General features: G+C 62.5%; 16 protein-coding genes. 12 read left to right on the forward strand and 4 right to left on the reverse strand.

Annotated elements, in window-relative coordinates:
- Nucleotides 1–9 precede the first annotated feature (9 nt).
- From B5F88_RS03705 to B5F88_RS03715, 3 genes are read right to left on the reverse strand one after another with little or no spacing between them, the layout of a single operon-like run.
- On the reverse strand, nucleotides 10–1,863 hold the full coding sequence (locus B5F88_RS03705) for a heavy metal translocating P-type ATPase (protein WP_087341740.1): 1,854 nt from the start codon (nucleotides 1,861–1,863) through the stop codon (nucleotides 10–12).
- 35 nt (nucleotides 1,864–1,898) lie between these two features.
- Nucleotides 1,899–2,117: a heavy metal-associated domain-containing protein gene (locus tag B5F88_RS03710; RefSeq protein WP_087341742.1), complete on the reverse strand. Its 219-nt coding sequence runs from the start codon at nucleotides 2,115–2,117 to the stop codon at nucleotides 1,899–1,901.
- Between the two features lie 23 nt (nucleotides 2,118–2,140).
- Nucleotides 2,141–2,524: a metalloregulator ArsR/SmtB family transcription factor gene (locus B5F88_RS03715; protein WP_087341745.1), complete on the reverse strand. Its 384-nt coding sequence runs from the start codon at nucleotides 2,522–2,524 to the stop codon at nucleotides 2,141–2,143.
- 144 nt (nucleotides 2,525–2,668) lie between these two features.
- Here B5F88_RS03715 and B5F88_RS03720 point away from each other — a divergent pair, with 144 nt between their 5' ends.
- On the forward strand, nucleotides 2,669–3,121 hold the full coding sequence (locus tag B5F88_RS03720; protein WP_087341747.1) for a pyridoxamine 5'-phosphate oxidase family protein: 453 nt from the start codon (nucleotides 2,669–2,671) through the stop codon (nucleotides 3,119–3,121).
- A 52-nt stretch (nucleotides 3,122–3,173) separates the two neighbouring features.
- On the opposite strand, the gene B5F88_RS03725 is transcribed toward B5F88_RS03720, so the two are convergent.
- Nucleotides 3,174–4,136: an alpha/beta hydrolase gene (locus tag B5F88_RS03725; RefSeq protein WP_087341749.1), complete on the reverse strand. Its 963-nt coding sequence runs from the start codon at nucleotides 4,134–4,136 to the stop codon at nucleotides 3,174–3,176.
- Between the two features lie 143 nt (nucleotides 4,137–4,279).
- Here B5F88_RS03725 and B5F88_RS03730 point away from each other — a divergent pair, with 143 nt between their 5' ends.
- The 11 genes from B5F88_RS03730 to argF all read left to right on the forward strand — a co-directional run bounded on the left by B5F88_RS03730 (nucleotide 4,280) and on the right by argF (nucleotide 15,599).
- Nucleotides 4,280–5,566, forward strand: a complete 1,287-nt coding sequence (locus tag B5F88_RS03730) for a hypothetical protein (RefSeq protein ID WP_087341752.1) — start codon at nucleotides 4,280–4,282, stop codon at nucleotides 5,564–5,566.
- A 19-nt stretch (nucleotides 5,567–5,585) separates the two neighbouring features.
- Nucleotides 5,586–6,290, forward strand: a complete 705-nt coding sequence (locus B5F88_RS03735; RefSeq protein ID WP_087341755.1) for a DUF6320 domain-containing protein — start codon at nucleotides 5,586–5,588, stop codon at nucleotides 6,288–6,290.
- A gap of 105 nt (nucleotides 6,291–6,395) precedes the next feature.
- Entirely contained in the window at nucleotides 6,396–6,671 is a 276-nt protein-coding gene (locus B5F88_RS03740; protein ID WP_087341757.1) for a hypothetical protein, read from the forward strand.
- 85 nt (nucleotides 6,672–6,756) lie between these two features.
- Nucleotides 6,757–7,542: a prolipoprotein diacylglyceryl transferase family protein gene (locus tag B5F88_RS03745; protein WP_087341759.1), complete on the forward strand. Its 786-nt coding sequence runs from the start codon at nucleotides 6,757–6,759 to the stop codon at nucleotides 7,540–7,542.
- 138 nt (nucleotides 7,543–7,680) lie between these two features.
- Nucleotides 7,681–8,901, forward strand: coding sequence for an argininosuccinate synthase (locus B5F88_RS03750; protein ID WP_087341761.1), 1,221 nt, complete (start codon nucleotides 7,681–7,683; stop codon nucleotides 8,899–8,901).
- A gap of 95 nt (nucleotides 8,902–8,996) precedes the next feature.
- Complete coding sequence (argH, locus tag B5F88_RS03755; RefSeq protein WP_087341763.1) at nucleotides 8,997–10,382, forward strand: argininosuccinate lyase; 1,386 nt, start codon at nucleotides 8,997–8,999, stop codon at nucleotides 10,380–10,382.
- On the forward strand, nucleotides 10,375–11,316 hold the full coding sequence (argC, locus tag B5F88_RS03760) for an N-acetyl-gamma-glutamyl-phosphate reductase (protein WP_087341764.1): 942 nt from the start codon (nucleotides 10,375–10,377) through the stop codon (nucleotides 11,314–11,316). The genes argH and argC overlap by 8 nt, the downstream gene beginning before the upstream one ends.
- A gap of 19 nt (nucleotides 11,317–11,335) precedes the next feature.
- Nucleotides 11,336–12,598, forward strand: coding sequence for a bifunctional glutamate N-acetyltransferase/amino-acid acetyltransferase ArgJ (gene argJ, locus B5F88_RS03765; protein ID WP_087341767.1), 1,263 nt, complete (start codon nucleotides 11,336–11,338; stop codon nucleotides 12,596–12,598).
- Nucleotides 12,599–12,613: 15 nt separating this feature from the next.
- Nucleotides 12,614–13,468 carry an acetylglutamate kinase gene (gene argB, locus B5F88_RS03770; protein WP_087341769.1) on the forward strand — a complete coding sequence of 285 codons (855 nt, stop codon included), beginning with the start codon at nucleotides 12,614–12,616 and terminating at the stop codon, nucleotides 13,466–13,468.
- Nucleotides 13,469–13,481: 13 nt separating this feature from the next.
- Nucleotides 13,482–14,660, forward strand: a complete 1,179-nt coding sequence (locus B5F88_RS03775; RefSeq protein ID WP_087341771.1) for an aspartate aminotransferase family protein — start codon at nucleotides 13,482–13,484, stop codon at nucleotides 14,658–14,660.
- 21 nt (nucleotides 14,661–14,681) lie between these two features.
- Entirely contained in the window at nucleotides 14,682–15,599 is a 918-nt protein-coding gene (argF, locus tag B5F88_RS03780) for an ornithine carbamoyltransferase (protein ID WP_087341773.1), read from the forward strand.
- The last annotated feature ends 19 nt before the right edge of the window (nucleotides 15,600–15,618 follow it).

A 15,618-nucleotide genomic window follows, 5' to 3' on the forward strand; every position in this document is an offset into this window, starting at 1 on the left:
TCTCTGCTTTTAGATCTGTTTTGGCTGCCGCAGGCACCGCATGGCGTTGAGGATGGCGATGACCGACACCCCCACGTCCGCGAATACCGCCGCCCACATGGAGGCCCAGCCCGCAGCGCTGAGCACCAGCACCAGCAGCTTGACCGCCAGGGCAAAGACGATATTTTGCCGGACGATGGCCAGGGTGCGCCGGGCGATGGAAATGGCGTGGGCAATTTTGGAGGGCTTGTCGTCCATCAGCACGATGTCGGCGGCCTCAATGGCAGCGTCGGAGCCCAGACCGCCCATGGCGATACCCACATCCGCCCGGGAGAGCACCGGGGCGTCGTTGATGCCGTCTCCCACAAAGGCCAGCGCCCCCTTGGGGGAGACCTGCTTCAGCAGAGCCTCCACCTGCTCCACCTTGCCGGCGGGGAGCAGCTGGGTGTGGACCTCGTCCAGTCCCAGGCGGCCGGCCACATCCTCGCCCACCTCCCGGGCGTCGCCGGTGAGCATCACGGTCTTGCGCACACCCTGGGACTTCAGGGCGGCAATGGCCTCTTTGGCGTCCGGCTTTACCTGGTCGGAAATGACGATGTGGCCCAGGTACACCCCGTCGGCCGCCACATGCACGGTGGTGCCCACCCGGTGGCAGGGGTGCCAGGACACGCCGATGTCCTCCATCAGCTTGTCGTTGCCGGCGCAGATGGTTCTGCCGTCCACCACCGCCCGCACGCCCCGGCCGGACAGCTCCTCCGCCTCCGATACCCGGGCGGGATCCAGCTCCTTGCCATAGGCCTCCTTCAGGGAGCGGGAGATGGGGTGGTCGGACCAGGACTCGGCCAGGGCGGCCAGCTCCAGCAGCTGCCCCTCTGAGCAGTCGTCGGGATGAATGGTGGTGACGTTGAAGACCCCCTGGGTCAGGGTGCCGGTCTTGTCAAATACCACAATTTCCGCCTTGGCCAGTACCTCCAGATAATTGCCGCCCTTCACCAGGATCCCGTCCCGGGAGGCCCCGCCAATGCCGCCGAAGAAGGACAGGGGCACCGAGATCACCAGGGCGCAGGGGCAGGAGACCACCAGGAAGTTGAGGGCTCGCTGGATAGAGTCCACCCACTGGATGGATGTAAACAGGGGCGGGAGAACGGCCAGCGCCACCGCGGCCAGCACCACAATGGGGGTATAGTACCGGGCAAATTTGGTGATAAAGTGCTCCGCCTTGGCCTTTCGCCCCGAGGCGTTTTCCACCAGATCCAGGATTTTGGACACGGTGGACTCCTCAAAGGGCCGGGTGACCTGCACCCGCAGCAGGCCGGACAGGTTGACGCAGCCAGAGATCACGTCGTCTCCCGGCCCCGCCTCTCTGGGGAGAGACTCGCCGGTGAGGGCGGCGGTGTCCACGGTGGTGGTCCCCTCCAGCACAACCCCGTCCAGTGGGATCCGCTCCCCGGGCTTGATGACAATGGTGTCTCCCACAGCCACGTCCTCCGGGTCCACCTGTTGGAGCTGGCCGTCCACCTCCATGTTGGCATAGTCGGGGCGGATGTCCATGAGGGCGGTGATGGATTTGCGGGACTGGTCCACGGCGTAGCTCTGGAACAGTTCGCCCACCTGATAGAACAGCATGACGAACACCGCCTCCGGATATTCCCCGGTGGCCAGCGCTCCGATTGTGGCCAGGGCCATCAGAAAGTTCTCGTCAAATACCTGCCCGTGGGCGATGTTGCGCACCGCCCGCCACAGCACATCCCAGCCCACCACAGCGTAGGGGAGCAGGAACACCGCCAGGCGGGCCAGACCCGTCAGCGGCAGCGGCAGGGCGGCCGCAAAGAGAAGGGCGGCGGCCGCGATCCGCGCCAGCATCCGTTTTTGCTTCTTGGACATCACAAACCACTCCTTCCGGCTGGGGGCCGGAGCATTTACAGTACGATGGTGCAGTCGGGCTCCACCTTTTTGCAGGCTTTGACCGCCTGCTGGAGAATCTCCTCAAACCGGGCGTCGTCGGCATCCAGAGTCAGCTTTTGGGTCATGAAGCTGACCGTAGCGTCATGGACCCCATCCAGCTTCTTGATGGCATCCTCCATCTTGGCGGCGCAGTTGGCGCAGTCCAGGTTGAGCAGCTTGAAACGCTTTTTCATATTAGGTTCCTCCTTATATCCTTTTACAAAATATGCAGGGGCAGCAATTCCGCCACGTGCTCGATGCCCTGGTCCAGAATGGCGCGCACGTGGCTGTCGGCCAGGGAGTAGAACACGGTTTTGCCCTCCCGCCGGGCCTTCACCAGCCGGCACTGTTTCAGAGAGCGCAGCTGGTGGGAGATGGCAGACTGGGTCATGCCCAGCAGCTGGGCGATGTCGCACACACACATCTCCGAGGCAAAGAGGACGTACAGGATCTTGATGCGGGTGGAGTCGCCGAAGATTTTGAACAGCTCGGCCAGATCGTACAGCACTTCCTCGTCGGGCATATCCCGCTTGACCTGATTCACAATATCCTCGTGGACGTGCATATATTCGCAGCGTTCCACATCTTTGGGCTCGGGCATCCGGCCACTTCCTTTCTTAAAGATATGAGTTATTGTTCATATATTATTATATGCACGGTTGTTCAAATGTCAATACCTGCTCGAAATTTTTTCTTGCGGAATGGGCAGCGGCGCATTATGATAGGGAAAAAAGGAGGGAGCGCTGTGAAGCGGGAGGAACATCGGGAAGAAGGGCTGAAGGCCCTGGACCAATGCGAGTATATGGTGCTGGCCATGACGGATCTGGCGGGGGAGCCCTACTGTGTGCCCCTCAACGCCGTGCGGGTGGGAGAGGCGATCTACTTCCACTGTGCCAGAGCGGGGGAGAAGCTGGACTGCCTGCGGGCGCATCCAGCGGTGTGTCTCACGGCGGTGGGGGAGCAGCATGTGATCCAGGCGGAATATACCACCCATTTTACCAGCGCCGTGGTCCGGGGCAGGGCGGTGGAGGTCACCGACCCGTCGGAGATACGGCAGGGGTTAAGGGCCATCTGCGACAAATACACCCCCGACTGCCCAGGCCGGGTGGAGGAGGTCATTGAGAAGTATCTGCCCGCCGTCTCGGTGTGGCGGGTGGATCTCACCTCGGTCAGTGGCCGGAGGAAGGAAGACGGCTGAAAAAGCCCCGCCGGACCGTCATGCAGACGGTCCGGCGGGGCTTTTTTCGGTATCACAGGGTCTCCAGCAGGAAACGGCCGATGCTCTCCATGGCCTCGTTGGCCTTTTTCATGGGGAACATCTGGAACACGTGCCACAGGTCGGACCACACCTCCAGCCGGCAGGGGACGGCGGCCTGGATCAGCCGGTCCCGCAGGCGCACGGAGTCGGAGAGCAGGATCTCGTTGGTGCCTGCCTGGATCAGGGTGGGGGGGAAGTCGGTAAAGTCCCCGAACAGGGGGGACAGGCAGGGGTCGGACAGGTCCTGGCCCCTGGCGTAGGCGTCCCGCACGGCGTAGATATAGTTCAGGGTGAGCACCGGGTCAATGGCCTCCCGCTCCTGGTAGGATTTCCCGCTGGCCGTCATATCCGTCCAGGGGGAGAGGAGGATCAGGGCCCGGGGCAGCCGCCGGCCGGCCTTTTTCAGCAGATGGGTGAGCACCAGGGCCAGATTGCCCCCGGCGGAGTCGCCGGCCACCACCACGTCCCGGGCGCCGTAGCCCTGGTACATCAGGTAGTCCCAGGCCTTCATGGCGTCCTCCACCGCGGCGGGGTAGGGGTGTTCGGGGGCCAGACGGTACTCAAAGGAGAGCACCTGCCAGCCGGTGACGTTGGACAGCTTGGAGGCCAGAATACGGGAATAGCCCAGGTTGCCGCTGGTATAGCCGCCCCCGTGGCAGTAGAGCACGGCCCGCCGCCGGTCGTGGCCCCGGTGGGGCCGCACCCAAGCGCAGGGCATGTCCTCCAGGGAAAAGGGCTCCCAGCTCATGCCGGCCATGGGAGCCACCAGACGGCCCAGCAGCTGCTGGCCCTTGCGCTGTTTTTCCAGGTCCTCCAGATTCATGGTCTCCGGCGTGGCGGCGCTGTGGATGGCCCGCAGGGCCCGGAGAAAGGGGTCCAGCCGCTGGGTCTCGGCGGCGGTCCGGGGTTTGGGGGCGAGGCCCTGAAGCTTGATGTGGATCTTGTCCTGGTCCATGGAGGATCTCCTTCCTGACAAATTGGGGAATAAAACATTATACCACGGCGGCGGGAAAAAGGAAAGCGCTGCGAGCCGTCACCCTTCCCCTTGAGACCGGGGTGGGAATGTGGTATGCTATCCTTATATAAGGAGGGGATGTCATGCCTGAGAAAGCGGGCGCCTCGGAGTGGTACCGGCTGGACAACGCGGGCGTGCTCTACTCCGCCCTGCAGAAGGAGACCTATTCCGCCATTTACCGCTTCTCCGCCGTTATGGACCAGCCGGTGGACCGGCAGGCCCTCCAGCGGGCGGTGGATCAGACCATGCCCCGGTTTCCCACCTTTCGGGTGCGGATCAAAAAGGGGGCCTTTTGGTATTATTTTGAGCCCAACGACGCCCCCGGCCCCTTTGTGAAGGAGGATATCTCCAATCCCTGCCAGCCGGTGCGCTTTCGGGAGGACAACGGCTGGCTGGTCCGGTTTTATTACTATGAACACCGCGTTTCGGTGGAGGTGTTCCACGCCGTCAGCGACGGCGGCGGGGCGCTGGTGTTTTTCAAGACCCTGCTGGCGGTCTATCTGCGGGAGCTGGGGCATAAGATTGGAAATACCCACGGCATTCTGGATATTGGGGAGCCGCCCCGGCGGGAGGAGCTGGAGGACGCCTATGGGAAATACGCCCAGGGCAAGGGCTGGCGCTGGAAGGAGCGGGAGAAGGCCTACCAGAACACCGGCACGCCGGAGCCCTTTTATACCCTGAACGTGACCATGGGCTTCTGTTCGGTGTCCCAGCTGAAACAGAAGGCCAAAGGATACGGCGTGTCCATCACCGAATATCTGGCGGCGGTGCTGATACAGGTGATCCTGGAGAAGCAGCACCGGGAGCGGCCCCGGAAGGAGCGGCCGGTGGCTCTGGCCATTCCCATCAATCTGAGGGCCTGGTTCCCCTCGGAGACCCTGCGCAACTTTATTCTCGCCGTCCGGCCGGTTATTGATCCGAGCCTGGGGGAATATACCTTTGAAGAGGTGCTCAGTCAGGTCCACCACACCATGCGGCTGAAGATCAACCGCCAGCGGATGCGGGCGGAGCTGACGGGCAACGTGCGCTTTACCAAAAACCGGCTGCTGCAGATTGTGCCCATTGTGCTGAAAAATCCGGTGATGTCCCTGGGCTACCGGATCGCGGGGGTGCGGCCCTATTCGGGCACCTACACCAATCCGGGAGCTTTTTCCGTGCCGCCGGAGATGGAGCCCCACATCCGGCGCATGGAGGTCATTCTGGGGCAGGCTACCAACCCCCGGGTCCACTGCGCCTCCATCAGCTATGGAGACCTGATGGAGATCACCTTTGCGGGCACCCAGCGGGAGAGCGACACCGAGCGGGATTTCTTCCGCTTCCTGGTCCGGGAGGGTATCCACGTCAAGGTGGAGAGCAACCGGGCGGAATGAGAAAAAAGGGGACGTTTTTATGTCATACTGTGTCCATTGCGGGGTGGAGCTGGACGCCACAGCTACCTTCTGCCCCCTCTGCCATACTCCGGTGGCGGATCCGAACCAGCCGCCGGACCTGAGGGCGCCCAAGCCCTTTCCCACCCAGCGGGGAGAGGTAGCCCCCGTGTCCAAGCAGGAGCTGGCGCTGCTGGTCACCGCCATGCTGGCCTGCGTGGCCCTGTGCTGCGGGCTGCTCAACGTGTTCCTCAAGCCGGAGCGGGGGTGGTCCCTGTATGTCATCGGCGCGGCGGCCATGCTGTGGCTCTGGCTGGTGCCTCCGCTGCTGGCCAGGGGGATGCACCTGCTGCTGCGGCTGCTGGTGGATGTGGCGGCGGTGGCCCTCTACGTCTACCTGATTTCCTTGGACCTGAACGGGAAAGCCTGGTTCTGGGGGCTGGCCGCTCCCATCATCTTTTGGGGCGGCGCCATTCTTCTGCTGCTGGGCCTGGTGCTGCGGGTATACCGCCGCTCGATCATCACCAGCCTGACCATCCTCATCGGCAGCCTGGGGGTATTCCTGTTCGGGGTGGAATACCTCATTGATCTGTGGCTCTGCGGCCGGTGGGACCCCTCCTGGTCCCTGGTGGTGCTCACCATCTGCCTGGGGTTGGTTATCCCCCTGGTCATCGTGCGCCGGATCCCCTCTCTCCGGGAGGAGGCGCGCAGGCGGTTTCACATATAACCGGTATGACTTGACGATTGGGTGAGAGTGTCGTATAATGCAGAAAGCAGAATGTTACTCAGTTGGAAGTACATGCTGCGGATAAGAGAGAAGGGAGTTGCTATTATGTCGCAGGATAACGGTAAGGGTCTGGCTATCGCCAGCATGGTGCTGGGCATTGTGGGCCTGGTATTCACCTTTTTCATCAATGGGCTGATCGGCCTGATTCTTGGCATTATTGGTCTGGTTCTGGCCAGTAAGTCCAAGCAGCAGGGCTTTGTGGGTCCCATCCGCACCGCCGGCTTTGTGATGAGCCTGATCTCCGTGATCGTGGGCGTGCTGGCCTTCGTGCTGGTGCTGGCCTGCGCCGCCACCATCGGCGCCATGGGCCTGAGCCTCTAAGCCAACGGTACATCATGCAAGACGCAAGCGCCGCGGCGCCCCGCCAAGGGACGCCGCGGCGTTTTGCCTGAGAGGAGGAAACGGCGTGCTGCCCTATGTCACCCTGTTCGGACACACCCTGTCCACCTATAGCGTTCTGGCAATCCTGGGCTTTTTGGCCGGCCTGCTGCTGGTGGTGCTGGCCAGTCCCCGCTTTGGCCTGAACAGAGACGACAGCGTGTATCTCTATGTCTTTTCCTTCGCCGGGGTGCTGGTGGGGGCCAAGCTTCTGTCCCTGCTGCCGCTGCTGCCCCAGATGGCGGCCGACCTGCCCATGCTGTGGACGGGGGAGTGGGAGCGGTTCGTGCGCACCTATCTCACCAGCGGCATGGTGTACTATGGCGGTCTGGCGGGGGCGGTGGTGGGCGCATGGCTCACCGCCCGCTATTTTTCCCTGCGCCTGAGCGATTTTTTCCTCGTCCTGGTTCCCGCCATTCCCCTGTTCCACGCCTTTGGCCGGGTGGGCTGCTTCTGCGCCGGCTGCTGCTACGGCGTAGAGGCCCCGGAGCCCTGGGGGATCTCCTTCACCCACGCCGTAGCCGGTCCCAATGGGATACCCCTGCTGCCGGTGCAGCTGTGGGAGAGCGGGGCGGAGCTGGTGATCTTCGCCATCCTGCTGTGGTATGCCGGCAGGACAAAGGTACGGGAGCGGCTGCTGCCGGCCTATGTGCTGCTTTACGCCCCCACCCGTTTTGTGCTGGAGTTTTTCCGGGGAGATCCCGCCCGGCGGCTGTACGGGCCCCTCTCCACCTCCCAGTGGCTCAGCCTGGCCGCAGTCGCGGCGGCGCTCTGGCTGCTGTACCGGCGTAAAAACCATGAATATTCAAAATAAAATAAATATTATGCATATTATCGGAAAAATACACCAGAGCAATGGGGGTCAATTCGCATATTTATGCGAATTGACCCTTGCATTTTCCAGAGGGCTGTGCTACACTATCTCCAACAAGAACAAACGGAGGTTTTTACCATGGCTGACATCAAAAAAGTAGTGCTCGCCTATTCCGGCGGTTTGGATACATCCATCATCATCCCCTGGCTGAAGGAGAACTACAACAATCCCGAGATCATCGCCGTCTCCGGCAACGTGGGTCAGGCCGACGAGCTGGAGGGCCTGGAGGAGAAGGCCATCAAGACCGGCGCCTCCAAGCTGTACGTGGAGGACCTGGTGGACGAGATGGTGGATGACGTGATCATCCCCTCCATGCAGATGGGGGCCAAGTATGAGGACTACCTGCTGGGCACCGCCTTTGCCCGGCCCATCATCGCCAAGCGTCTGGTGGAGATCGCCAAGGCCGAAGGGGCCGACGCCATCTGCCACGGCTGCACCGGCAAGGGCAACGACCAGATCCGGTTTGAGCTGGCCATCAAGCGGTTTGCCCCCGAAATGAAGATCATCGCCCCCTGGCGGGAGTGGGACATCAAGAGCCGGGACGAGGAGATTGACTATGCCGAGGCCCACAATGTGCCCCTGAAGATCTCCCGGGAGACCAACTACTCCAAGGACAAGAACCTGTGGCACCTGAGCCACGAGGGCCTGGACCTGGAGGACCCGGCCAGCGAGCCCCAGTACGACAAGCCTGGTTTCCTGGAGATGGGTGTGTCTCCCGCCATGGCGCCCGACCAGGCCACTTATGTGACCATCGACTTTGAGAAAGGCTGGCCCGTGGCGGTGGACGGGGAGAAGATGAAGGCCTCCGACGTCATCCGCAAGCTCAACGACCTGGGCGGCAAGAACGGTATCGGCCTGCTGGACATCGTGGAGAACCGGATGACCGGCATGAAGGACCGGGGCGTGTACGAGACCCCCGGCGGCGCCATCCTGTACCGGGCCCATGAGGTGCTGGAGATGATCACCATTGACAAGGACACCGCCCACATGAAGAGCAAGCTGGCGGTGGACTTCGCCGACCTGGTGTACAACGGCAAGTGGTTCACCCCCCTGCGGGAGGCCCTCACCGCCTTTGCTACCGAGACCCAGAAGCACGTCACCGGCACCGTGAAGCTGAAGCTGTACAAGGGCAACATCATCACCGCCGGCGTCACCTCTCCCGACACCCTCTACTCCGAGGAGATCGTCACCTTCCAGGAGAGCGATTACAACCAGAACGACGCCACCGGGTTCATCAACCTGTGGGGCCTGCCGGACACCGTGCTGGCGCTGCGGGATCAGGGCAAGCTGAACAAGTAATTTTCAAATGTTCTGCGGGCGGCCGCAGGCTGACCCTACCGAAACCGTAGGGACAACCTGCGGTCGCCCGCAATCCAAATAGGGAGCGATTGACTATGAAACTTTGGGCCGGACGGTTCCAGAAAGAGACCGACACCCTGGTGAATGACTTTAACTCTTCCATTACGTTTGACGCCCGGATGTACAAAGAGGACATCACCGGCTCCATGGCCCACGCCGCCATGCTGGGCAAGCAGGGCATCATTGAGGCGCATGAGGCGGAGAAGATCATCGAGGGACTGAAGGTGATCCTGGCCGATATCGAGGCCGGACAGGTGGAGTTCTCCATGGAGAATGAGGACATCCACATGAACATTGAGACCATGCTCACCCAGCGCATTGGCGACACGGGCAAGCGGCTCCACACCGCCCGCAGCCGCAACGACCAGGTGGCGGTGGATTTCCGGCTCTATGTGAAGGGGGAGATCCCCAAGATCATCGGCATGGTGCTGGAGCTGGAGAAAGTGCTTATCAAAAAGGCGGAGGCCAACCTGGAGACCGTCATGCCGGGCTATACCCACCTCCAGCGGGCTCAGCCCACCACCTTCGGCCACTACATGATGGCCTACGCCAATATGCTCCGCCGGGACGTGACCCGGCTGGAGGACTGTCTGGAGCGCATGGACGAGTGCCCCCTGGGGGCGGGCGCCCTGGCCACCTCCACCTATCCGGTGGACCGGTTCCAGACCGCCGCCGCCCTGGGCTTCCAAAAGCCCACCGACAACTCCATGGATTCGGTGTCCGACCGGGATTTTGCCATTGAGTTTCTGTCCGCCTGCTCGATCCTGATGATGCACCTGTCCCGGTTCTCCGAGGAGATCATCCTCTGGTGCTCCTGGGAGTTCAAGTATGTGGAGCTGGACGACGCCTACTCCACCGGCTCCTCCATCATGCCCCAGAAAAAGAACCCTGACGTGGCTGAGCTGGTCCGGGGCAAGACCGGCCGGGTGTACGGCTCCCTGGTGACCCTGCTTACCGTCATGAAGGCCCTCCCCCTGGCCTATAATAAGGATATGCAGGAGGACAAGGAGTGCGTCTTTGACGCCATCGACACGGTAGAGATGTGCCTGCCGGTGTTTACCGCCATGCTGGACACCCTCACCGTTCTGCCCAAAAATATGCGCGCCGCCGCCTCCGGCGGCTTCATCAACGCCACCGACTGCGCCGACTACCTGACCAAGAAGGGCATGCCCTTCCGGGAGGCCTATATGATCGTGGGCCGGCTGGTGAACATGTGCATCAAGGCGGGGGAGACCCTGGACACCCTGCCTTTGAAGGACTTCCGCTCCATCTCCAACCTGTTTGACGCCGACGTGTACCAGGCCCTGGAGCTGAAAACCTGCGTCAACGGCCGGAAGGTCTACGGCGGCCCGGCCAAGGAGGCCGTGGAGCAGCAGATTGCCAACATCAAAGCCTTTGTGGAGGCGCGGGAACATGAGTAAGCCAAAGGTATTTATTGACGGCCAGGAGGGCACCACCGGCCTGCAGATCCACGAGCGGCTAGCAGGCCGGGAGGATATTGAGTTGCTGGTCATCGACCCTGACAAGCGAAAAGACCTGACCGAGCGGAAAAAGCTCATCAACGCCGCCGATCTGGTGTTCCTCTGCCTGCCCGACGCGGCGGCGGTGGAGGCGGTGGGGCTGATTGAAAATTCCCGTACCCGGGTCATCGACGCATCCACCGCCCACCGTACTGCCCCCGGCTGGGTGTACGGTTTCCCGGAGCTGTACAAGAAGCCGGAGGAGGTCATCGGAACCGCCCGGTTTGTGGCCAATCCAGGCTGCCACGCCACCGGCTTTCTGGCCTCGGCGGCTCCACTGGTGTCCATGCGGATCTTGCCCCGGGATTACCCACTGACCTGCTGCTCCCTCACCGGCTACTCCGGTGGGGGCAAGAAGATGATCGCCCAGTACGAGAGCAAGGAGAAGGGGGAGGAGCTGTGCAGTCCCAGAGTGTACGGCACCACCCTCAAGCACAAGCATCTGCCCGAAATGCAGAAGATCTCCGGCCTGGACAACCCGCCGGTGTTCACCCCGGTGGTGGATGACTACTATAAGGGCATGGCCACCACCATCTACATCCACAACCGCTACCTGGTGGGCCAGCCCACCGCCAAGGAGCTGAGCCTGATCCTGATGGCCTACTACGCCGGACAGCCCCTGGTCTCGGTGGCCCCCTACACGGAGGAACCGGCCTATCTGGCGGCCAACGCCCTGGCGGGCACGGACAGGCTGGAACTCACCGTCAGCGGCCATGAGGGGCAGAGCATCATCACCGCCCGGTTTGACAACCTGGGCAAGGGCGCCTCCGGCGCGGCGGTGCAGAACATGAACCTGATGCTGGGCTTTGAAGAGACCCGCGGCCTGGCGCTGTAAGGAAAGAGGAGTGAGCAATATGAAACAGATTCCCGGCGGTGTCACCGCCCCCAAGGGCTTTACCGCCTCCGGCGTCCACTGCGGTGTGAAGAAGGGCAAGGGAGACGGCAATCAGCCTCCCATGAGCAAGATGCCCGAGGTGCTGGAGGACAAGAAGGATCTGGCCCTCATCGTCTCCGAGCAGCCCTGCGTGGCGGCGGCGGTGTATACCATGAACCGGGTGAAGGCCGCCCCCCTGTATGTAACCATGGACCACCTGGAAAACGGGGAGGCCCAGGCCATCGTGGCCAACTCCGGCAACGCCAACGCCTGCGCCCCCAACAGCCATGAGCACGCCGAGGAGATGTGCCAGCTGGCGGCCCAGGCCACCGGCCTGAAGGCCAGCGACTTTGTGGTGGCCTCCACCGGCGTCATCGGCCAGGAGCTGAACATCGAAGCCATTGCCAAGGGGATGCCCGCCGCCGCCGCCGCCCTGTCCAAGAACGGCTCCGACGATGCGGCCAACGCCATCATGACCACCGACACGGTGAAGAAGGAGCTGTCGGTGACCTGCTCCATCGGGGGCAAGACGGTGACCATCGGGGCCATCGCCAAGGGCTCCGGCATGATCCACCCCAACATGGGCACTATGCTGTGCTTTGTCACCACAGACTGCGCCATCACCCACGAGATGCTCACCGAGGCCCTCCATGAGATTGTCCCCCGTACCTTCAACCGGGTGACTGTGGACGGGGACACCTCCACCAACGACATGTGCGTGGTGCTGGCCAACGCCATGGCGGGAAATGAGCTTATTGAGTGGAAGGACGACAACTATACGGTGTTCTATAAAACCCTCCACTATGTCTTTGAACAGCTGGCCCGGAACATCGCCGCCGACGGCGAGGGGGCCAGCAAGCTGATCACCTGCACCGTGTCCGACGCCCGCAGCGAGGAGAGCGCCGAGCGTCTGGCCAAGGCGGTGGTGGGGTCCTCCCTGGTAAAGGCCGCCATGTTCGGCGCCGATGCCAACTGGGGCCGGGTGCTGTGCGCCATGGGCTACTCCAAGGCCCCCTTCCGGCCGGAGTTTGTGGACGTGAAGTTTGCCTCCGCCGTGGGGGAGATCCTGGTGTGCCATCAGGGCGCCGGGGTGGACTTTGACGAGGTGGCCGCCAAGAGCATCCTGTCCCAGGACGAGGTGATCATCCTGGTGGACCTCCACGAGGGGGAGCACCTGGCCACCTGCTGGGGCTGCGACCTGACCTATGACTATGTGAAAATCAACGGCGACTACCGGACGTAAGAGGTGTGGAAGAGCATGTCCTATTCCCATGTGGAGCGGGCCCAGGTGCTGGCCGAGGCCCTGCCCTATATCCAGAAGTATAACGGCAAGACCGTGGTGGTGAAATACGGCGGCAACGCCATGATCTCCGACGAGCTGCGCCAGGCGGTGATCTCCGACATCATCCTCCTCCATCTGGTGGGGGTGCGGGTGGTGGTGGTCCACGGCGGCGGGCCGGAGATCACCGAGATGCTCAAGAAAATCGGCAAGGAGTCCCAATTTGTGGACGGCCTGCGCTACACCGACCAGGAGACCATGGACATCGTCCAGCAGGTGTTGTGCGGCAAAGTGAACAAGAATCTGGTAGCCACCCTGAACCGCCTGGGCGGCAAGGCTGTGGGACTGTGCGGCATGGACGCTGGCCTGTTCCAGGCCAGGCAGCTGGACGAGAAGTACGGCCTGGTGGGTGAGATCACCGCCGTGGACCCCCAGGCGGTGGTGGACTGCCTGGAAAACGGCTACATCCCCGTGGTGTCCACGGTAGCCCAGGGGGTGGACCAGGAGACGGCCTACAACATCAACGCCGACACCGCCGCCGCCAAGCTGTCCATGGCCCTGAAGGCGGAGAAGCTGATCCTGCTCACCGACGTGCGGGGATTGATGATGGACCCCGCAAACGAGAATACGCTGCTGCCGGTGGTGAAGCTGTCCCAGGTACCCGGTCTGGTGAAGGACGGGGTGATCAAGGGGGGCATGATCCCCAAGGTGGACTGCTGCGTGGAGGCGGTGCGCTCCGGCGTGAAGGACGCGGTGATCCTGGACGGCCGGATCCAGCACTCCATCCTCATCGAGCTGCTCAGTGACGAGGGCATCGGTACCATGCTGCTGTAAGGAGGGAAGGCACGTGAATCATGAAGAGCTGGTCGCGCTGGACCATCAGTACGCCATGCAGACCTACGGCCGCTTTGACGTGGACATTGACCACGGCAAGGGGGCTACTCTGTACGACCTGGCGGGGAAGGAGTACATCGACTTCTCCTCCGGCATCGGGGTGAACTCCATTGGCTACGGCAACGAGAAGTGGGTGGCGGCCATCACGGCCCAGGCCCAGAAGCTGGGCCATATCTCCAACCTCTTTTACTCCCAGCCCTACGCTCAGTTGGCCCAAACCCTTTGCCGGCGCACCGGCATGGCGGCGGCCTTTTTTGGCAATTCCGGCGCGGAGGCCAACGAGGGCATCATCAAAATGGCCCGGAAATACTCCTTTGACAAGTACGGCAAGGGGAGAGGCACCATCATCACTCTGAAAAACTCCTTCCACGGCCGCACCATCACCACCCTCACCGCCACCGGCCAGGATGTGTTCCACAACTACTTCTTCCCCTTCACCGACGGCTTCCGGTACGCTCAGGCGGGCAGCATCGACGCCATCCAGGAGGTGGCGGGCCATGATGTGTGCGCCGTCATGCTGGAACTGGTCCAGGGGGAGGGGGGCGTCTATCCCATGGATCCGGAGTATGTCCACAATCTGGCGGTGCTGTGCGCCGAGCGGGACTGGCTGCTGCTGGTGGACGAGGTGCAGACCGGCGTGGGCCGCACCGGAACCCTGTTTGCCTTCCAGCAGTACGGCATCATCCCCGACGGCGTATCCTTTGCCAAGGGTATCGCCGGCGGTCTGCCCATGGGCGGCTTCCTGGTGAACGAGCGGTGCCGGAACGTATTGGGTCCCGGCACCCACGCCACCACCTTCGGCGGCAACCCCATCTGCGCCGCCGCCGCTCAGGTGGTGCTGGATACCCTGGACGAGGACGCCCTGGCCGCTGTGACAGAGAAGGGCGACTATATCCGCACCCGCATCGCCCACATGGGCCTGTCCAGCCTGGGCGAGAGCCGGGGGCTGGGCCTGATGATCGGGGTGGAGGTCAAGGGGGAGGAGAGCAACAAGGTGCTGGCTGCCCGGCTGATCCAGCACGGCCTGCTGGTGCTCACCGCCGGCACGGCGCTGCGGCTGCTGCCCCCGCTGACCATTACCATGGCTGAAATTGACAAGGGGCTGGCGATTCTGGAACAGACCCTGGTTTAATCTGTTGTGAGGTGAACTGAAATGCAAAAAGACCTGCTCAAACTGCTGGATCTGACCCCTGCGGATATCACCAAGATCCTGGATACCGCTGACCAGATGAAATACAACCAGAAGCACAGCCTGACCCACCACTATCTGGAGGGCAAGACCCTGGCGATGATCTTTGAGAAGAACTCCACCCGTACCCGGGTCTCCTTTGAGACCGGCATGTACCAGCTGGGGGGCCACGCCCTGTTCCTCTCCGGCAAGGAGAGCCAGATCGGCCGGGGTGAGCCCATTGAGGACACCGCCCGGGTGCTCAGCCGCTACTGCGACGGCATCATGATCCGCACCTACGGCCAGGAGGAGGTGGAGACCCTGGCCAAGTACGCCTCCATCCCCGTCATCAACGGCCTCACCGACTTTGCCCACCCCTGCCAGGTGCTGGCCGACCTGATGACCATTCGGGAGCACAAGTCCCGTCTGGAGGGCCTGAAGCTGTGCTACATCGGCGACGGCAACAATATGACCAACTCCCTGATCGTGGGCGGTCTGAAGGTAGGCATGGAGGTGTCCGTGGCCTGCCCCGAGGGCTACGACCCCGACCCCAAGGTGCTGGAGTTTGCCCAGAATTGCGGCGGCAAGTTCACCCTCTGCCGGGATCCCAAGGAGGCCGCAGCGGGCGCCGACGCCATGTTTACCGACGTATGGGCCTCCATGGGTCAGGAGGGCGAGGCCCAGGCCCGCCGGGCGGTGTTTGAGGGCGTCTATCAGATCAACAGCGAACTGATGGCCCTGACCAACCCCGGCTGCATGGTGCAGCACTGCCTGCCCGCCCACCGGGGGGAGGAGATCACCGCCGAGGTGTTCGAGGCCCATGCCAACGAGATCTTCGACGAGGCGGAGAACCGCCTCCACGCCCAGAAGGCGGTCATGTACCTGCTGATGGGCGAGCAGTAAGTGCATATATACTAAAACC

This window comes from Flavonifractor sp. An306 (assembly GCF_002159455.1).
In the GTDB taxonomy this organism is placed as follows: Bacteria; Bacillota; Clostridia; order Oscillospirales; family Oscillospiraceae; genus Flavonifractor.